15 protein-coding genes are annotated in these 19750 nt (G+C 39.1%); 14 read left to right on the forward strand and 1 reads right to left on the reverse strand.

Going from position 1 to position 19750, the window contains the following annotated elements; translation table 11 throughout:
• Positions 1-11: 11 nt before the first annotated feature.
• From WC623_RS23400 to bglX, 5 genes are all read left to right on the forward strand, one after another.
• Positions 12-2903, forward strand: coding sequence for a triple tyrosine motif-containing protein (locus WC623_RS23400; protein ID WP_372855742.1), 2892 nt, complete (start codon positions 12-14; stop codon positions 2901-2903).
• 253 nt (positions 2904-3156) lie between these two features.
• Positions 3157-6225: a SusC/RagA family TonB-linked outer membrane protein gene (locus tag WC623_RS23405; protein WP_372855744.1), complete on the forward strand. Its 3069-nt coding sequence runs from the start codon at positions 3157-3159 to the stop codon at positions 6223-6225.
• A 12-nt stretch (positions 6226-6237) separates the two neighbouring features.
• On the forward strand, positions 6238-7725 hold the full coding sequence (locus tag WC623_RS23410) for a RagB/SusD family nutrient uptake outer membrane protein (RefSeq protein ID WP_372855746.1): 1488 nt from the start codon (positions 6238-6240) through the stop codon (positions 7723-7725).
• Positions 7726-7785: 60 nt separating this feature from the next.
• Entirely contained in the window at positions 7786-9165 is a 1380-nt protein-coding gene (locus tag WC623_RS23415; RefSeq protein WP_372855748.1) for a glucoamylase family protein, read from the forward strand.
• 6 nt (positions 9166-9171) lie between these two features.
• Positions 9172-11475: a beta-glucosidase BglX gene (gene bglX / locus WC623_RS23420; RefSeq protein ID WP_372855750.1), complete on the forward strand. Its 2304-nt coding sequence runs from the start codon at positions 9172-9174 to the stop codon at positions 11473-11475.
• 51 nt (positions 11476-11526) lie between these two features.
• Here the strand turns inward: bglX and WC623_RS23425 are convergent, their stop codons facing one another.
• Complete coding sequence (locus tag WC623_RS23425; protein ID WP_372855752.1) at positions 11527-11973, reverse strand: helix-turn-helix domain-containing protein; 447 nt, start codon at positions 11971-11973, stop codon at positions 11527-11529.
• Between the two features lie 307 nt (positions 11974-12280).
• On the opposite strand from WC623_RS23425, the gene WC623_RS23430 reads away from it, so the two are divergent.
• From WC623_RS23430 to WC623_RS23470, 9 genes are all read left to right on the forward strand, one after another.
• Positions 12281-13045 (forward strand): hypothetical protein, encoded by a 765-nt coding sequence (locus WC623_RS23430; RefSeq protein ID WP_372855754.1) that lies wholly within the window; start codon positions 12281-12283, stop codon positions 13043-13045.
• Positions 13042-13416, forward strand: a complete 375-nt coding sequence (locus WC623_RS23435) for a hypothetical protein (protein WP_372855756.1) — start codon at positions 13042-13044, stop codon at positions 13414-13416. Before WC623_RS23430 ends, WC623_RS23435 begins: the two co-directional genes overlap by 4 nt.
• A gap of 53 nt (positions 13417-13469) precedes the next feature.
• Positions 13470-14255, forward strand: a complete 786-nt coding sequence (locus WC623_RS23440; protein ID WP_372855758.1) for a prolyl oligopeptidase family serine peptidase — start codon at positions 13470-13472, stop codon at positions 14253-14255.
• Positions 14256-14410: 155 nt separating this feature from the next.
• Complete coding sequence (locus tag WC623_RS23445; RefSeq protein ID WP_372855760.1) at positions 14411-16726, forward strand: putative monovalent cation/H+ antiporter subunit A; 2316 nt, start codon at positions 14411-14413, stop codon at positions 16724-16726.
• Between the two features lie 2 nt (positions 16727-16728).
• Positions 16729-17142 (forward strand): Na+/H+ antiporter subunit B, encoded by a 414-nt coding sequence (locus WC623_RS23450; protein ID WP_372855762.1) that lies wholly within the window; start codon positions 16729-16731, stop codon positions 17140-17142.
• Between the two features lies 1 nt (position 17143).
• Positions 17144-17500 carry a Na+/H+ antiporter subunit C gene (locus WC623_RS23455; protein WP_372855764.1) on the forward strand — a complete coding sequence of 119 codons (357 nt, stop codon included), beginning with the start codon at positions 17144-17146 and terminating at the stop codon, positions 17498-17500.
• Positions 17497-18999: a proton-conducting transporter membrane subunit gene (locus tag WC623_RS23460; RefSeq protein WP_372855766.1), complete on the forward strand. Its 1503-nt coding sequence runs from the start codon at positions 17497-17499 to the stop codon at positions 18997-18999. Before WC623_RS23455 ends, WC623_RS23460 begins: the two co-directional genes overlap by 4 nt.
• 10 nt (positions 19000-19009) lie before the next feature.
• Positions 19010-19486 carry a Na+/H+ antiporter subunit E gene (locus tag WC623_RS23465; protein ID WP_372855768.1) on the forward strand — a complete coding sequence of 159 codons (477 nt, stop codon included), beginning with the start codon at positions 19010-19012 and terminating at the stop codon, positions 19484-19486.
• The gene (locus WC623_RS23470; RefSeq protein WP_372855770.1) at positions 19483-19749 is read left to right on the forward strand and encodes a monovalent cation/H+ antiporter complex subunit F; all 267 of its coding nucleotides are present in this window, start codon (positions 19483-19485) and stop codon (positions 19747-19749) included. Before WC623_RS23465 ends, WC623_RS23470 begins: the two co-directional genes overlap by 4 nt.
• The last annotated feature ends 1 nt before the right edge of the window (position 19750 follow it).

Raw genomic sequence — 19750 nt, forward strand, 5'->3', positions numbered from 1 at the left:
CTTAGTATTTCATGAACAGGGCGCTGCTAAAATACTTCTTATATTGTATCACTTTCTTATGCGCTTTTAGCGCATCAGCAGAAAATATTAAAAGTATAGGAGTTCCCTATATTCAAAATTACCCAAAATCCATCTATTTATCGGGCAACCAAAACTGGTCAATAGCCAAAGATAAGTCAGGGATAATGTATTTCGGCAATACCGAAGGGCTTCTTAGCTACGATGGAAAGTATTGGCAGCAATATAAAATGCCAAACAAACAGATAGTACGCTCAGTTACATCCGATGCTAATGGTATCATCTATACTGGTAGTTTTGGAGAATTCGGATACTGGAAAGTAACAGATAAAAAATTAAAATATCATTCTCTCGTTCAGCTTATTCCAAAACAGCACAAGGTTGCCGATGAAATATGGAAAATATATGTAGCCGGCAAAAAGATCATTTTCCAATCTTTCAGCTCCATCTATATCTATCAGGACAAAAAAATCAGCGTCATCAAGACTAAAGGATCTTTTCTGTTTTTACACCAAGTAAATCAGCGCTTTATTATCGAAGAACTGGGAAAAGGCCTATTTGAATTAAAGGGGAATCAGCTTGTACCATTAAGTAATGACGGACCACCCTTACCAGAAAGCGTCCTCTCTATTTTACCTTATAAATCAGGTAAATTATTAATTGGCACCAGCAAATCAGGATTATTCCTGTACGATGGGCATAGTTATACACCCTTCAATACCGCAGCTAATCCATTTCTAAAAACTTATCAGCTCAACAATGGCGTGCAAATTCTGAATAAATATTATGCTTATGGCACTATTTTAAATGGCTTAATCATTATCGATGAAGAAGGTCAGATTATTCAAAAAATTAACAAATCCAGCGGACTCCAGAACAATACAGTTTTAAGTATCTATACTGATAATGAGCAGAACTTATGGGCAGGTCTCGACAATGGCATAGATCGTATCGAGCTAAATTCTCCTTTATATTTTTACTTTGATAAAACGGGTCTTTTTGGAACTGTTTATTCCAGTCTTATTTATAAAGATAAAATATACCTGGGCACCAATCAGGGGCTATTTTCCAGTTCCTGGACAGCAGACAATGGTCAGCCTTTTAAAACTTTTAATTTTAAACTGATACCCAATTCACAAGGACAAGTCTGGGATCTCAGTTTAATAGACGGCCAATTACTTTGCGGACACAATGACTATACGTTTAGGGTAACCGACAATTCTATTGAAAGAATTTCTGGTACGGGCGGTGGCTGGACGATAAAGAAACTAAACAATGAATACCTTATTCAGGGCACCTACACAGGTCTTGTACTTTATAAACGGGATGTTGCCGGCTTATGGAAATTCTATCATAAGATAGAAAACTTTTCGGAACCCTCCAGATTTGTAGAACAAGATGCCAAAGGAGACCTCTGGGTAAGTCATGCTTATCGTGGGCTATACAAATTATCGCTTAGCTCCGATTTTAAAAAAGTAACTGCAGTTAAATATTATGATGAGCGTAATGGATTGCCCAGCAGCTACAACATCAACTTGTTTACGCTTGAAAATAAGCTGCTTTACTCATCAGACAAAGGCTTCTTAACATTTGACGAAATTAGCAACCGGTTTACTCCCTATGAGGTTCTGAATAAAGTGATCGGTTCGTACTCAAAATCCAACAAAATTATTAGCGCAGGTGATAAAAAATATTGGTTTATTAATGACGGCAAAATGGCATTGGCGAGCTTTGAACAAGAGGGGAAAATCAAAATTGACTCTACCCGCTTTAGTATCCTCGATGGCCGGATGGTTCAATATTACGAAAACATCAGTAAAATCAGCAACCAGATTTACCTCATCAGTGTTGATGATGGTTTTGTAATCTACAACGCTACAGATACACGGGACAAGAAAACAGCCTTACCCGCGGTCCTGATCCGTAAGATAGAAGACATTACCGATACCTATTCCATCATAAGCGAAGTTGGAAGCAGCGGAGAAGGCGCAATAGAAATACCTTTCAGTAGAAACAACATCCGAATCTCGTACGCACTTCCTTATTACCGGGAAGCAAAAATTAAATTCCAGTATTTTTTGGAGGGATATTCCAAACAATGGTCCGACTGGAGTACAGCTTCCCAGAAAGATTTCACCAACCTTTCTCAGGGAAAATATAAATTCCTGGTAAGAGCTAAAATAAACGATCAAACCCGCAGTCAGGTCACTGCCTTCAACTTTACAGTGCTACCTCCTTTCTATGCCAGCAACTGGGCTGTCCTGCTATACCTGTTCATGTTTATTATAATTCTACTGGTTGGTAAAAAACTTTATGAAAAAAAGTTACTTAAAGATCAGCAAGCTATTGCTGCAAAACTACAGGAGGAAAAGGATATTTACCTGAAGAAGGAAACTGAGGCAACCGAAAAACAGATCATTAAACTACAGACCGAAAAACTACAGGCAGAACTTGCAGGTAAAAGCAGAGAGCTTGCTAACTCAGCCATGAGCCTGGTGTACAAAAATGAACTACTTCAAAAAATAAGTCAGGAAATGCTCAAACTAAAAGATGGCAATGGGAAGCCTCTTGCGGAAGAACAACTTAGAAAAATTCAAAAAGTAATTGATGAAGGGATGAATGACGAGCGAGACTGGAATTTATTTGAAAGCAGCTTCAATGAAGCGCATGAAAGTTTCTTCAAAAAATTAAAGGCAAACCATCCCGATCTGGTACCGAATGATCTGAAACTTTGTGCATACCTACACATGAATATGAGCAGCAAAGAACTTGCATCCCTGCTTAACATATCACTTCGTGGAGTAGAGATCAGAAGGTATAGGTTAAGAAAAAAACTAGAGGTACCTCACGATAAAAACCTTGTAGAGTTCCTAATGGAGCTTTAAACACTACATCATTACCTCTCATACCAGAAAAAAAGTAGCCAGTCAGCTCTTATGATTGTCTTTCCTTATTTCAACAAATTATCTTTGTTTAATCCCTAAATTCTGTGTTTTAGCTAGAACAAACTCCCATCCGGACTGTTATCAGATAATCTATATCTAGTGAATGATGTAATAATGTTGAGGTTACCAGATTTGGTATACCTAATAATCTAACGGAATTTTAACAATCATTTAACCAAAAACTTAAACGAGTATGAAAAGATTTTTTACAAGATTTTCTGTTTTAAGTCTCTTTAGTTTGTTTGTAATCAACACCGCCTTTGCGCAGAATATAACTGTCAAAGGTGTAGTTACAGATGGACAGGATAAGACGACAATTCCAGCTGTTAGTGTAACGATTAAAGGCACTAATAGCGGGGCCCAAACAGATGCTACCGGAAAATATTCCATTAGCGCAGCACCAAATAGCACATTAGTATTTAGCTATGTAGGATACGTAACACAGGAAATCCCTGTTAACGGTCAGTCAACAATCAATGTTGTCCTCTCAGCTACTTCACAATCACTAGAACAGGTTGTTGTGGTAGGCTATGGAACACAAAGAAAGCTGGACGTCACAGGTTCAGTAGCCAGCTTAAAAGGCGCAGAGATCTCTAAACAAGCTTCTACCAGTCCTGTGGGTGCATTACAAGGTAAAATAGCCGGTGTTTCCATTACCAACAACGGAGCACCTGGTTCATCTCCACAAATCCGCATCCGTGGTTTGGGTACCATATTTGGCAACCAGGCCCCGTTATATGTGGTAGACGGCGTATGGTATAATGACATTAGCTTTTTAAGCCCGGGCGATATTGATAACATGAGCATTCTGAAAGATGCCTCTGCCCAGTCCATTTATGGTATACGTGCAGCAAATGGAGTGGTACTCATCACTACAAAAAAAGGGAAAGCCGGCATGCCAACTACTGTTAATTATGATGCATATGCCGGATTTCAAAAAACAACCAATAAAGTTAAAATGGCCAATGCACAAGAGTATGCTACCTTTACCAACGAACTGGCCGGACTAAACGGTGGCGCCCCTGTCTTTAGCGATCCTTCTACTCTTGGTCAGGGTACTGACTGGTACGATCAGATCCTTAGAAACGGGTTTGTTACCAATCATAATTTATCAGTTGCCGGTGGCGGTGAGAAATCGACTTACAACATATCACTAGGTTTCCTGGATCAGGACGGAAACGTTAAAACCAATAATTACAAAAGATATACAGCAAGGGTTTCTAACGACATACAGGTGTTTAAAGACCTGAAAGTAGGCTACAACGTTACAGGTCTGTCCAGTAAATCAAGGGACATACCTACAACCATTTATCACCAGTTGTATGGTGCAGCCCCAAGTGTACCTGTATTTAATGCAGACGGTTCTTATGGCGATCCAAAAACACAGAATCTTGGTGATGGAGCCAACTATAATCCACAGGCTTCAATTGATTTTTTTAACCAGCAAACCAAACAATACAGCGTAACTGGTAATGTATATGCGGAACTGAAATTTGCCAAACATTTTACATTCAGAACAAGTTTTGGAGGAGAATTCGGACAAATAGAAAACAGGAAATACGCACCCGTATATCGTGCAACAGAAGCACAAAAAGCTGATATCAGCACCCTCGATCTGAAACGCATAGAAACGCGCAACTGGATTGTAGAAAATACGCTTACTTACGATAATACTTTTGCCGTAGATCATAAGTTGACGCTGTTACTAGGGCAATCTGCACAAAGTAATAAAGCCTATACCGTAAATGCCTCCGCTCAAAATGTTCCTTTCAACACCGAAGCCGATCTTTACCTGAGTTTGGGTGATGCAGCATCAAGAAGTGTAGCCGATCAAGGTTCTCTGATTAAATTTGCATCTTATTTCGCAAGGGCAAATTATGCATTCAAAAATAAATACCTGATCAACGCTTCAATGCGTGCCGATGGTGCCTCGCAATTTTTTGGTAGTTCGGATGCCTGGGGTTATTTCCCCTCTGTAGGTGCCGGATGGGTAATTACCAATGAGGATTTTATGAAAGATCAGAAAGTTTTCAGCTCATTAAAACTAAGAGGTAGCTGGGGACTTATAGGAAACGCAAGTGTCCCTATCAATGCTTCACAGCAAACACTTGCCCAAAATGGCAATCTTGTGGCCATCTTTAACAACACCCCTTACACCGGAAAAAGTATAAACACCTTAATTCCGCCTTCTATTGTATGGGAAAAAGGTATTGGAAGCAATGTCGGACTAGAAGCGGCGTTTTTAAACAACAGGTTAACTGTTGAGACCGATTTCTACAATAGAAAAACATCTAAGGCTATATTTAAGATTCCTGTTCTCGGATCTTTGGGAACTGAAGACAATCAGATGCTGGGGAACCAGGCCGACATACAAAACCGAGGTGTAGAATTCTCTGCCACCTGGAGCGATCAGACTAGTGGTGGTTTAGCCTACTCTATAAGTGGTAACATTAGCTACAATGCAAATAAGGTGCTTAATGTAGCATCCGGACAAACACCCATCTTTAGCGGAAGTACGGGCGTTACCAATGGTGCCCTTGCCACAAGAACTATTGTAGGTGACCCTATTGGCGTATTTTATGGCTATAAGGTGGCTGGAATTTTCCAGAATGCAGCCGAAGTAGCCAGTTATTTCCCTCAATCTAACGCAGCTCCAGGAAACTTTAAATTTGAAGATTTAAACGGCGATGGCAGAATCACTTCACAGGATAGAACAGTAATCGGTAACCCGAACCCTAAATATACTTATGGGGTAAATACCAGTTTTGCTTATAAAAATTTCGATCTCGCTTTAGATTTCCAGGGTGTGGCAGGTGTAGACATCTACAATGCTAACCTTGCTTACCGTTTCGGTAATGAGAACATAACTAAAGACTTTTTCGACAACAGATGGCATGGGGAGGGTACTTCTAATACCTATCCTTCTGCAAGGATAGGTGCGTCTCCAAATGCATCTCCAAACACATTTTTTGTTTCAAGCGGTGCGTATTTTAGGGTAAGAAATGCGCAATTAGGTTATACCCTGCCAGGCAATATCCTTTCTAAATGGAAAATACAGAAGATAAGGTTCTACGCCAATGCTCAAAATGCGATTAACCTATTCGGCTATAAAGGATTTAGCCCTGAAGTAGGACCAGTTCCGGTTGACAATGCAGAGAAAATTAAAGCCACATTAACCAACACCGCCTTGAATGCCGGCATTGATGCAAATGTGTATCCGCTTTTTGCAACCTACAATTTCGGTATTAACCTTACTTTTTAAACTGCAACAATCATGAAAAAATATTTAAATCTATATAAAAATGCAGCATTGGGTATTGGTTTAGTCCTTGGCATATCCATACTTCCATCCTGCAAAAAAGGTTTCCTTGACGTTCCCGAAGAAGGAAAACAACAAAGTACAGTATTCTGGAAAACTGCTGATGATGCAGCAGCCGGTGTAAATGCCATATATGGCAGCCTTCGGTCATGGGAAAACACAGCGTTCCCTGCCATCGCCATTGAAAGCACAGGTTCTGATGACGCCGACAAAGGCAGTACTGCTTCAGATGCCAGCTTCTTCCTTGATTTTGACCTGTTTACCATAGACCCTGATCAGGGCAACATTGGTGGCTTCTGGAACGGACAATACCGCAATATCAACTATGCCAATCAGGTGCTGGATAATGTTCCTGCTATTACTATGGACGAGAACCTAAAAGCAAGGTATCTGGCAGAGGCTAAGTTTGCCAGAGCTTATTCTTATTTTAGACTCGTGCGTGCCTTTGGTGGTGTACCATTGCGCTTACACGTTCCTAAAGATGCACAAACGGATTATAACCTGCCAAGAGCTGCTGTTTCAGAAGTATATGCTCAGATAGAAAAAGACCTGACAGAGGCTGCTGCTGTATTGCCTCCATCTTACACCACCGCAGATATAGGTCGTATCACAAAAGGCGCAGCCTTAACCATGCATGCCAAAGTTGCTATGTATCAGAAAAAATGGGCAAATGTATTGTCCCTTACCAATACGGTTATGACTATGGGCTATTCCTTGCTACCTAACTATGAGAAAGTTTTCAGAGTAGAAAATGAGAACAGTGTAGAATCAATTTTTGAAATCCAGTGTGCTTTATTGCCGAATAACAAAGATGCATCCAATTCGCAATATTCGCAGGTACAAGGTGTACGTGGTGTAACTGGCGGAGGATGGGGATTTAATGTCCCTTCTGCAAACCTGGCGGCAGCGTACGAGACCGGCGATCCCAGAAGAGATGCCACCATCATATTTAGAGGTGAAACTACCCCTTCTGGTGATGTAATTGACCCAATAGGCGATAACCCTATGTACAACCAGAAATCTTATGTACCTTTTAACCTGTTTGTATCGGGCTTTAATGAAGGTGCGCAACAAAATGTACGTGTGCTCCGCTATTCGGATGTCCTGCTGATGAATGCCGAAGCAGCTAATGAATTAAATAACAGTACACAGGCAATTTCCTCTTTGGAAGAAGTACGAAAAAGAGCCCGTCAGGGAAACGCGGCTATCCTCCCAAAAGTTACGACGACCGATCAAGCAGCACTTAGAGCTGCTATATATAGAGAAAGACGTGTAGAATTCGCTATGGAGTTTGACCGTTTCTTTGATGTAATTCGTCAGGGTCGAGGAGCAGAGGTGTTCGGCCCGAAAGGATGGAAAGCCGGCCGAAACGAAGTTTGGCCGCTCCCACAAACAGAGATCGACCTGAGTGGAGGCGTACTTACGCAGAACCCAGGCTACTAATATAAATGAATAGAGAGGTTGCTGATTAAGGTCAGCAGCCTCTTTTTATCCGTATCAATTATGGGAAAAAGCAAACTCTTCACGCTAGTATGTTTGGTGCTGACCTCCTGTTCTACCGTAGTTCCGGAGCCAGTAGAAGCACAGCAAAAAAAGAGGCAGACCATTCCGGTCGACCTCAAAATACATAAAAATTTAAGCGACGATCAGCTCCTGGACCTGGTACAAAAACAAACCTTCCGTTATTTCTGGGACTTTGCCCATCCTATAAGTGGCCTGGCAAGAGAAAGAAGCAATACAGCTTTTAATTACGGTGGCGAAGTAACAACGACTGGTGGTACTGGATTTGGCATTATGGCCACCATTGCCGCTACTGAGAGAAAATGGGTAAGCCGGGACAGTGCCTCCCGATTTCTACTTAAAATGGTTACCTTTTTAACCAAGGCTGATTCGTACCATGGTGTATTTCCGCACTGGCTAAATGGAGCCACAGGAAAAACGATTCCTTTTAGTCGCAAAGATGATGGCGCAGATTTGGTCGAGTCCTCTTTTTTATTTCAGGGACTGTTAACGGCCAAACAATATTTTAACGCTAATAATGCCGTAGAGCAAGAACTGCGAAACAAAATTACCTGGCTATGGGACGAAGTAGAATGGGATTGGTTCACCAAGGGTGGTGAAGAAGTACTGTACTGGCACTGGAGCCCCAACAACGGCTGGGCCATGAATTTTCCTTTACGGGGATACAACGAGTGTCTGATTACCTATGTACTCGCTGCATCGGCAAACAGATATCCGGTCTCTGCGGCAGTTTACCACAGGGGCTGGGCGCAGAGCAACTTTTTTATCAATGGCAAAGAGTTTTACGGACACAAACTCCCCTTGGGATTTGACAATGGAGGCCCATTGTTTTTTTCTCACTATTCATTTCTAGGTTTAGATCCGAGAGGATTGAAAGACAAATATGCTGATTACTGGGAACAGAACAAAAACCACACTTTGGTAAACAGAGCTTATTGTCTGGCCAATCCCAAAAAATACAAAGGTTATGGACCCAATTCCTGGGGCCTTACTGCTAGTGATAGCTGGCAAGGCTATGCGGCACATTCGCCCAATAAAGATTTAGGAGTGATTACGCCTACTGCTGCATTATCAGCTTTCCCATACACCCCTGAATATTCTATGCAGGCACTACGGTATTTTTATGAAGAAATGGGCTCAAAAATATGGACTGAATATGGTTTTACGGATGCATTTAGCGAACACCATAACTGGTACGCAAAATCACACCTGGCTATAGACCAAGGGCCAATCATTGTTATGATTGAGAACTACCGCAGTGGTTTACTATGGAAACTATTTATGAGCAGTCCGGAAATACAAAATGGCTTGAATAAGCTGGGTTTTAGCAGCCCGGCAATCCTTTCCACATCCAATAAATAACACACAATGAAATTCTTTTCTTTGCTATCACTATCCCTCCTGTTAGGTATTTATACCAGTTCAGGACAATATAAAAAGGTCGTTCTCCAAAATAATCAGAAAATGAACGTCTTTATCCAGTCGCTGATGTCAAAAATGACTTTAGACGAAAAGATAGGACAATTGAATCTGCTTACCGGAGGTGAAGCAACCACGGGATCAGTAATCAGTACAGATGTTGAAACCAAGATTAAAAAAGGACAGGTGGGTGGCATTTTCAGCTTAACTACTCCTGCCCGGATTCGTAAGGCACAGGAAATTGCTGTTCAGCAAACCCGGCTTAAGATCCCCATCATATTTGGTCAGGATGTAATTCATGGCTACAAAACCACCTTCCCTATTCCATTAGCACTGTCTTGTACCTGGGATATGGCTATGATTGAAAAAACAGCACGTATTGCTGCTACTGAAGCTACAGCAGATGGATTAAACTGGACTTTCTCTCCTATGGTTGATATTTCCAGAGATGCCCGATGGGGTCGTATTTCTGAAGGTTCAGGAGAAGATACATTCCTGGGTTCAGAAATAGCCAAAGCGATGGTAAAGGGATATCAGGGTGATGATCTTGCCAAATATAACACAATGATGGCTTGTGTAAAGCATTTTGCATTATATGGTGCTTCAGAAGCTGGTAGAGATTATAACACTACAGACATGAGTCTTGATCGAATGTACAATGAATATCTGCCGCCTTACAAAGCTGCCTTAGATGCAGGTGCAGGTAGTATCATGACTTCATTTAATGACATTAATGGTGTTCCTGCAACAGCCAATAAATGGTTAATGACTGATTTATTACGTAAAGAATGGGGTTTTAAAGGCTTTGTTGTAACCGATTACACTGCAGTAAATGAACTGATAGACCACGGCCTGGGTGATTTACAAGCTGTCTCTGCCTTGTCTTTAAATGCAGGTGTTGATATGGATATGGTTGGTGAAGGTTTCTTAACGACACTTAAAAAATCTGTAAAAGAAGGAAAAGTAAAAGTTGAGAAGATTGATCAGGCCTGCCGCTTGATATTAGAGGCTAAATATAAACTGGGCTTGTTCGAAGATCCTTTCCGTTATTGCAACGAGGAAAGGGCTAAAACAGAAATCTTAAAACCAGAGCATTTGGATTATGCACGTAAGGTCGCCACAGAGTCTTTCGTTTTGTTAAAAAATGAAAACAACACGCTTCCGTTAAAGAAGAGTGGTACCATTGCATTAATTGGCCCATTGGCAAATACTGGAGCTAATATGCCGGGAACATGGAGTGTAAATAGTGATCTTGCGAATACAAAATCACTTCTACAGGGCATGCAGGCTGCTGCTGGCTCGGACATTAAGATTTTACATAGCCTCGGTTCAAACTTACTTGCTGATGCCAAATACCAGGAACGTGCTACGATGTTTGGTCGTGATATTCCACGTGATAACAGACCTGAGGAAGTCGTTATTGCTGAAGCAGTAAAATTAGCTAAACAATCAGATGTAGTAGTTGCTGCATTAGGTGAAAGCTCGGAAATGAGTGGCGAAGCATCGAGCAGAACAGATATAGAAATTCCTGCTATTCAAAAACGTTTATTACAAGCTTTACTTAAAACAGGTAAACCAGTTGTATTGGTGCTATTCACTGGCAGACCATTGGCATTGAAATGGGAAAGTGAAAACTTGCCAGCCATTTTAAATGTTTGGTTTGGAGGCACTGAAACAGCGAATGCTATTACTGATGTATTGTTTGGTCTGGTTAATCCGTCTGGTAAACTGACTACAACTTTCCCTCAGAATGTTGGTCAGCTTCCTTTATATTATGCGCATAAAAAGACTGGAAGACCGTTAGAAGAAGGCAAATGGTTTAGTAAATTCCGTTCTAATTACCTTGATGTAAGCAACGATCCCTTATATCCTTTTGGTTATGGCTTAAGCTATGCAACTTTTGCTTACAGCAACTTAAAAGTAAGTAAAAACAGCTTCAAATCTGGAGAGTCTATTACAGCTAGTATAGAGATTAAAAACACAGGCATTGTTGAAGGTAAGGAAGTAGCACAATTGTACATTCAAGATTTAATAGGTAGTTCTACACGCCCAGTTAAAGAACTAAAAGGTTTTGAAAAGATCAGCTTAAAACCTGGTGAAAGTAAAACCGTTAGTTTTAAAATTACTGAAGAGGACTTGAAATTCTATAATACCGCTTTGAAATTTGTTGCTGAGCCGGGCGATTTCAAAGTTTATATCGGAGGTAATTCAAGAGATGTTATGGAGGCAAAATTTTCATTAGCCAACAAATAAAACATGATTGAATATATAGAAAGCCTTTCAAGGTCCTGAAAGGTTTTCTATTTATAGTAAATGACTTATTGAGTTTTTAAGGATCTCTATTTTCTCCTGTTCACAGACAAGTAGTCGCTCGTATAGCATCTTATTTTCTTCTAAAACCTGTATTAGTTTATCTAATGGGTTAAAGTTACAGTCTTGATGAAGGTTACTATTAATTGTCTGAGGTTTCTGACTTATGCCTGAAGTATAGGAATTCAAATAATTAACTACGGTATCTTCGTCGAAGTTTTTAATAGCATCCTCAGAAACATTCAAGGCAATTGCAACTCTGACTAACACTTCCGGCTCAATTTCTTCCCTGGTTTCCAATATAGAGATTCGCTTCTGGTGCCAATCCTCCCCCAATTGTATAGCAAGTGCTTCTTGTTTCATCCCGAGCATTTCTCGAAAGCGTTTTACATTTCGCCCCTGATGTATATTATTGAGAAGTCTTGTTCTTTCCTCAGCCATATTTCATTGATTAAATTATCTGACAAACGTAATAAGACTAATAATTTATAGTGACTACTAATTAAAACTTTGAGGAAAACACCAAGGAATTTAAAAAAGCTTTTATAAAATATGGTTTGTTCTTACTCATATGCACACTTTCAAAACATTATTCTGCAGTGATTACATCATGACTGATCTAATAAGCTAAAGGCACTTTAAAGGGCTAAAATAGACCGTTCGTATTCTACGATAGATCTTTTCTGAATTGGTTAGAAATTTAAGGTTATTGAATTTTGATTCATTAATTATCTCCCAATTTACAATTATGAATAAACCAGAAGATGTTACCATTACCTACATTCCACATAATTTTAATGTCGCGTGTACCATATTCAATTTATCCATTCAGCGTTTTCTTCAGCAATTTATTGATCATGTTTCATTTTATGATATGATCTTTCCTACTGAAGTTGATGCTTATGAACTTGCGACCCGTACACTTTCTAAGTATTCATATGACAAGAAAGAAACTCCTGATGATCAGAAAAATTATGGTATGATTGCAACTACAGATCTGGAAGGTTCTGTTCAAGCAGTTAAGGGCATGCACATGATCTCTCTACAAACGGGGTTAAATAACAAACAAAGAAGAGAAAAAGCAGAAAAACTGGTTCAAAAACTTTTCTTTCATATTGGAAAAGATAAAGTTAAATCTAAAACCCTATATCTGGGAAAGGACCAGACACTGACCTTAAGTCCCGACTTCTGTTTGATTTGTGAAATCCAACAGATCGGTCCAGTTGAACATCTTACCAATTTAATGGAGAACATATCCCTTGCTGATATGGAGGCTCGTACCAGCTTAGGTATGTCACTTGAGAATCCTGCGATGGGCTTTTACATGAAAGGTCATAAAATATATAATGATCTCCGTAGTAATGAAGCAGTACATCCATTAACATTCAATTACATAGATGATCTGCAAGAATTGAGATTGCATTTATTCATTTATAGATCCTTAAAATTAAGAGTACAAAAACATCAGGAACTACTAGACAAATACTTTAACCTTATAACCAATAAATTATGAACCTAACAATTACCATTGACATCCCTGAAGACTTTAAACAATTATGCGATATTTTTGATTTTGATCCTGAAGATATCTTTCAGGCATTTGCAAATAAGATATCCTTTCCGGTTTTTTATAGTCAGCCAAATAGTCGGCATCGCTGGGCAAATTTCTTCTTTTTAGACTATTTAGTTGATACCTGTCGTAATGATACAACAAAATGGGAAATACATAAAGCCTTTATGGATAAAATGGTCCACTCCATTTCCAAGAGTGATGACAAGAGTGAAGAAGCAAATAGGACAGTGATGAAGGAATGGCATCAATTCATTTTGAATAAACGTACAGAAGATTTAATCAACAAGCTTATAGATGAACGTAAAAATTAATAATAAACCCACATAATTTTCATTTATACTTCATAAATCAATAATTTTGCTACATGAAAACGTTCAATCTCACCTTCTCGTTGTTATTGCTTTTTGCTTTATACAGTAATGCCCAGGATTTTAATAAATATGAAAAAGGGAGCTTTCTGAAAGGAAAAGATAATATCGACTATAGGGTATTGTTTCCAGAGAACTTTGATGCAACAAAAAAATATCCTATCCTCTTTTTCCTCCATGGCAGTGGTGAAAAGGGGAATGACAATCAATCACAATTGACCCACGGGGCAAAGCTGTTCTTAAGGGAAGATATAAGGAAGAATTTTCCTGCAATTGTAGTATTTCCGCAGTGTAGTCCAGATAGCTACTGGTCAAATGTAAATATTGTACCTGACGGCAAAGGTAAAAGAGAATTTATTTTTCAGGAAAAAGGCGAACCTAGCAAAGCCATGAATGCTTTGCTAGGTTTAGTAGATAGTTTTTTACAAAAAACTTATGTAGATACACAACGTGTTTATGTGGCAGGCTTATCGATGGGTGGAATGGGTACTTATGAATTGTTAAGACGCAAACCCAGGACATTTGCAGCAGCTTTTTCAATCTGTGGAGGTGATAATGTAGCCAACGTACAGAAGTATAAGAACACCCCCTTATGGATATTCCATGGTGAAAAAGATGACGTAGTTCCGGTTGTTTTTTCGACAAGGATTGCAGATCAATTAAAAGTACTTGGCAAACCTGTTAAATTAACATTATATCCAGAAGCCAACCACAACAGTTGGGACGCTACCTTTGCAGAACCGGAGTTATTACCTTGGTTATTTTCCAACAAAAAGAAATAAGTTATTGAAATAGTCCGAAACGGTCTATACAAATAGACATTTATTCAGCTAAGTATCATTTTTATTGTAAAACATGTTTTTTTTTCAATAAAATCTAGCATTTCGTATATTCTTACTTATTTTGGAAGCTTCGCCTACAAAACAAACAAGATTAAATGCTATTTATTGTACTGTCAGGAATAATCACTTCATGTCTTTTAGTCCCATTTGGAAAATTTTTCAAATCCAAATGGAGTGCTGCCTTTTCTATTTTGCCGATCCTATTATTCAGCTACTTCTGCAGTTTCATTCCTTCTGTAATGGAAAGCAAAGTATGGTTTGAATCCTATAAATGGGTACCCTCTTTAGATATCAATTTTGATTTCAGACTGGATGGGCTTTCGCTACTATTTAGTTTATTAATTACTGGTATAGGATCCTTTATTTTTATATATGCTAGCTCATATCTTAAAGGACATCAATACCTTGATCGCTTCTATGGCTACTTATGCTTGTTCATGTCGGCCATGCTGGGTGTAGTATTATCAGACAATATCCTTTTGTTATTTGTATTCTGGGAACTCACCAGTATTAGTTCTTTCTTTCTTATTGGCTTTAATAATGACAGCAACGAATCCAGAAAAAGTGCACTAACAGCACTTGGTGTAACTGGACTTGGAGGCTTTTTTCTCCTTGCTGGCTTAATTTTGCTGAGCCAGATAGCTGGAACTTACTCAATACAACAACTAATCTTACAAGCCGACCAAATCAGAGGACATAATTTATATCCTCTTGTATTGGGATTGATTTTTATTGCTGCTTTTACTAAATCGGCACAGTTCCCATTCCATTTTTGGTTACCTGGTGCGATGAAAGCTCCAACTCCTGTATCTGCTTACCTACATTCTGCAACAATGGTTAAAGCAGGAATTTTTCTGCTGGCCCGTTTTACACCAATTCTGGGAGGGACACCAGAATGGTCATATACCTTAATGATTGTTGGTGGTATTACTATGCTTTATGCTGCGATACATTCCTTGTTCAGAACAGATTTGAAAGGTGTACTTGCCTATTCCACTATATCAGCACTTGGAATACTCACTTTTTTAATTGGTCTTGGAACTGAAGCTGCTCTTATTGCCGCAGCGACTTTTATAATTGTCCATGCCTTATATAAAGCTGCTCTATTTTTAATCACTGGCATCATTGATCATGAAACAGGCACCAGAGACCTGACCAAGCTATCGGGGCTCCGGAGTGTATTATTTCCTGTTTTTATTGCAGGATTACTGGCTGCACTTTCCAGTGCAGGTCTCCCACTCTCATTTGGGTTTATCGGAAAAGATCTTATTTATGAAGCGACATTGCATGCTGATCAAAAAATCGCAATATTTCTCACTATTGCAGCAGTCCTTACCAATGTTTGCCTGGTTGCCGCAGGTTTTCTTGCGGGGATAAAGCCTTTCACTGGCAAATTGCCCCACCGTTTTGAAAAGATTCATTTGCCTTATAAGTCAATGTGGATTCCACCCCTGGCGCTTGCCATTCTTGGCTTTGTATTTGGCTGTTTCCCTGGAATAATAGGAGATTATATCATCTCCCCAACTGTACATGCTGTAGCCGGAACTGCAGTTGATTTTCATTTGAAAATATGGCATGGCTTTAACACCGTACTTATTTTAAGTCTGGTAACACTTGCAGCTGGGACAGGGCTCTATTACGTAAATACACCTGACCATAAAAAAATGGTATTTGTAAGGCGTTTTAACTGGATTTCACCTCATAACATTTTTAATAAATTGTCTGACGGTTTTGTTTCATTTTCCACGTGGTATTCGGCTACAATGCACAATGGCTTCCTAAGGTCTTATCTTCTTAAAATCATCATATTTGCTGAGGCTTTACTCTTGTATGAATTAATTATTGGAGGACCAATCTATATTGATTACAGTAAGCTATCAGAAATTAGTGTCTATGAAGCTGTAAATGTATTTATCCTGATGGCTGCTGTAGTGCTTACTCTTCGTACTTCGTCAAGACTCACAGCAGTTGTTGGCACTAGTGTAATCGGATATGCCATTTGTTTAATGTTTGTTTTTTACAGTGCACCTGACCTGGCCATAACACAATTTACAATAGATACATTAACGGTAGTCCTGTTTGTATTTGTCTTATTTAATTTACCGCCATTCCTTAATTTCTCAACCAACAATTCAAGAACAATCACCAGAGATGCATTTGTAGCCATTACTTTTGGAGCAATCTTATCAGTTATTGCTATCAAAGTGTTGCAGGTACCAACTGTTATAGAAACCAGCGAGTTTTACGGAAAATATGCCTATACACTTGCAAAGGGAAAGAATGTAGTTAATGTTATTCTTGTAGACTTCAGGGGATTTGATACCATGTTTGAAATTGTAGTGTTAAGTATCGCTGCTTTAGGTGTATATAGTTTACTAAAATTAAGGTTAAAATCTTCAGAAAGGGAATAATTATGAGAAGTACTATTTTACAAACCGCATCAAATTATCTGCTCCCCATCTTATTGTTGTTCTCTATTTTCTTGCTGCTACGCGGGCATTATTACCCTGGTGGCGGATTCGTAGGTGGCTTAGTTGCTTCTATTGCCTTTGTCCTTCATAGTTTAGCTTATGGAACAGATAGTACAATGAAAATTCTTCGATATAAGCCTTTATCACTGATTCCTGCAGGACTAATCATAGCTACATTAAGCATGTTTGCTCCAGTATTATTCGGATTGCCCGTAATGACAGGACTTTGGATAGAGCAGCCCATTCCTGTTATTGGAATGATTGGTTCCGCACTATTCTTCGACCTGGGTGTTTATCTGGTGGTAATCGGTGTAGTATTAACTATTTTATTCACCATTTCTCTGGAAACCAACTAATATGGAACTTATACTCGTCCTCCTTATTGGCGTTTTGTATGCCGCCGGTGTCTATCTGATTTTAAGAAGAAGTATGGTCCGCCTACTTTTGGGTATCATACTTTTGGGTAATGGCACCAACATTCTGATATTTCTATTGGGTAATATTACCAAGGGCAAAGCTCCCATCATCGATGCTGACCTAAAAACCTTTGCTGACATTTATGCGGACCCCATTCCTCAGGCATTGATTCTGACTGCAATTGTGATCAGCTTTGGTCTTACCTCCTTTGCTATTGTTTTATTAAAACGTGTATATGCCTTATTAGGCTCAGATGACCTGGATGACTTAAACACACCAGAAGAAGAAGATTTATGATTGATAACCAGATAATAGCAACAGTAATAATTCATTTATTTACCGCCTTATTGCAACTGGCATTCTGGCGGAAAACTGTAACACAACGTGTATTAAGTATTACCGGAAGTTTTATCGGGCTTTTATTCTCTATACATTTATTTTCTAAAGTACTTCATGGTGGCATCTTAACGATGAATGCCGCAAACTGGCAGGCTCCGTTCGGAATTGTATTTGTGGCCGACCTGTTTAGCATTACGATGGTATTACTTACCTCTATCGCCGCCCTGGCCATTTCTTTATTTTCTGCACAGGGTGTAGGCCGGGCCAGAATGCTATATGGCTATTTCCCTATTTTTCATTTTCTGATCATGGGTCTGAATGGGGCTTTCCTAACAGGAGATATCTTCAATTTGTATGTATGGTTTGAGGTAGTTATCATTTCTTCATTTGTTTTACTTACCCTTGGTGGGCGAAAGTCACAATTAGAAGGTGCTGTAAAATATATGGCCATGAATATTCTGGCCTCTATGTTCTTCTTAACTGGCATTGGTATATTATACGGTATAACCGGCACTTTAAATATGGCCGACCTGTCGCTAAAAATCCCATTGGTCGAAAACCAGACTATTGTAAACCTGACTTCAATGTTTTTCCTGATAGGATTTGGAATCAAATCGGCCGTATTCCCTCTTTATTTCTGGCTTCCTTCCTCTTATCATACGCCTCCCTCTGCTGTGGCAGCAGCCTTTGGCGGCTTATTAACCAAGGTGGGTATTTATGCTATGTTCAGAGTATTTACTTTGATTTTTATCCCGAATGATTTCATAAAAACCTTATTTATAATAATGGGTATTATGACTATTCTGACTGGGGCTTTTGGTGCAGTAATTAAGAACAATATCAGGCGTTTGTTCTCATATTTAATTGTGTGCCATATTGGATTTATTATTGGAGGACTTGGTTTATATACCAAACTGGCATTTACTGGTGCTATCTTTTACCTCATTCATGATATTATTGTTAAAACCAATCTATTTCTAATATCAGGACTAATCCAACAGTTACGTGGCACAATGAACATGTCCAGACTAGGTGGTTTATATGCAGAATACCCCAAATTATCTCTGTTGATCGCTATTGTCCTTTTCTCACTGGCAGGCATTCCACCCCTTTCAGGATTCTGGCCCAAAATTTACCTGATTGATGCGGCTTATGTTGGTGAAAACTACTTCCTTATTGCAGCCATCATTATCGGTAGTTTTGTAACACTAATGATGGTCGCTAAAATGTGGTCAGAAGTATTTTGGAAAGACGCTTCTACAGAAGCCCCAGTAACAGATGCTTTCAAACCTTTGAGCTCTTTAAAAAAAACAATGTTGGTACTTCCAATCGGGATACTAGCTATGACAACTCTTTTTATCGGCCTTAATGCCGAAATGGTTATCAGAGTTGCCGAACAGATAAGTAATGAAATGTTAGATACCAGTCCTTATATAAAGGCAGTACTGGGTAAATAAAATTTACGATATGATTAAGCACTTTTTAATGAACCTATTGCTCTCCTTTATTTGGGTGGCCTTAACAGGTTCCATGTATTATTCCAATTTTGTATTTGGTTTTGCACTGGGCTTTTGTATCCTCTGGATCATGAACCGGGATGAAACAGATCGACGCTATTTTTCACGTGTACCGAAGACCATTGGAGTTTTCTTTTACTTTCTATACGAAATGATTGTGGCGAATATTCAAGTCGCTTACGATGTAATTACTCCAAAATATTTTTTTAAACCTGGCATTGTCCGCTATCCACTGGAGGCTAATTCTGACTTGGAAATCAATTTATTGTCGACTATGATCTCACTCACTCCCGGAACTCTTATCCTCGATGTCAGTGAAGATAAAAAGTCACTGTTTATCCATGTGATGTATATGAAAGACAGGGAAACATTTATTGCGCAGATCAAAAACGGATTTGAGAAAAGATTATTAGAGATCATACGATGACATTAGCAACATATTTAGACTACGTAATTTTACCGATATTGACTATTTCAGTCATTTTGGTATTTATCAGATTATATAAGGGTCCTGAAGTGGTAGACCGTGTTGTAGCACTGGATTTGCTGATTACAATCGGTATTGCGCTGATTACCGTATACAGCATCCGTTCTCTGGAGCCCATTTTTCTGGATGTGGCTATGATTTTGGCCCTAATCGCTTTTTTGGGTACTATTTCATTTTCATTTTATTTAGATAAGAAAAAGTAAT

The organism is Pedobacter sp. (assembly GCF_041645105.1).
GTDB lineage: Bacteria > Bacteroidota > Bacteroidia > Sphingobacteriales > Sphingobacteriaceae > Pedobacter.

Excerpts from the sequence above, each read along its gene's own strand:
- WC623_RS23400 (WP_372855742.1), top strand. The coding sequence starts at position 12 with ATGAACAGGGCGCTGCTAAAATACTTCTTATATTGTATCACTTTCTTA.
- WC623_RS23405 (WP_372855744.1), top strand. The coding sequence starts at position 3,157 with ATGAAAAGATTTTTTACAAGATTTTCTGTTTTAAGTCTCTTTAGTTTG.
- WC623_RS23410 (WP_372855746.1), top strand. The coding sequence starts at position 6,238 with ATGAAAAAATATTTAAATCTATATAAAAATGCAGCATTGGGTATTGGT.
- WC623_RS23415 (WP_372855748.1), top strand. The coding sequence starts at position 7,786 with ATGGGAAAAAGCAAACTCTTCACGCTAGTATGTTTGGTGCTGACCTCC.
- bglX (WP_372855750.1), top strand. The coding sequence starts at position 9,172 with ATGAAATTCTTTTCTTTGCTATCACTATCCCTCCTGTTAGGTATTTAT.
- WC623_RS23425 (WP_372855752.1), bottom strand. The coding sequence starts at position 11,973 with ATGGCTGAGGAAAGAACAAGACTTCTCAATAATATACATCAGGGGCGA.
- WC623_RS23430 (WP_372855754.1), top strand. The coding sequence starts at position 12,281 with ATGAATAAACCAGAAGATGTTACCATTACCTACATTCCACATAATTTT.
- WC623_RS23435 (WP_372855756.1), top strand. The coding sequence starts at position 13,042 with ATGAACCTAACAATTACCATTGACATCCCTGAAGACTTTAAACAATTA.
- WC623_RS23440 (WP_372855758.1), top strand. The coding sequence starts at position 13,470 with ATGAAAACGTTCAATCTCACCTTCTCGTTGTTATTGCTTTTTGCTTTA.
- WC623_RS23445 (WP_372855760.1), top strand. The coding sequence starts at position 14,411 with ATGCTATTTATTGTACTGTCAGGAATAATCACTTCATGTCTTTTAGTC.
- WC623_RS23450 (WP_372855762.1), top strand. The coding sequence starts at position 16,729 with ATGAGAAGTACTATTTTACAAACCGCATCAAATTATCTGCTCCCCATC.
- WC623_RS23455 (WP_372855764.1), top strand. The coding sequence starts at position 17,144 with ATGGAACTTATACTCGTCCTCCTTATTGGCGTTTTGTATGCCGCCGGT.
- WC623_RS23460 (WP_372855766.1), top strand. The coding sequence starts at position 17,497 with ATGATTGATAACCAGATAATAGCAACAGTAATAATTCATTTATTTACC.
- WC623_RS23465 (WP_372855768.1), top strand. The coding sequence starts at position 19,010 with ATGATTAAGCACTTTTTAATGAACCTATTGCTCTCCTTTATTTGGGTG.
- WC623_RS23470 (WP_372855770.1), top strand. The coding sequence starts at position 19,483 with ATGACATTAGCAACATATTTAGACTACGTAATTTTACCGATATTGACT.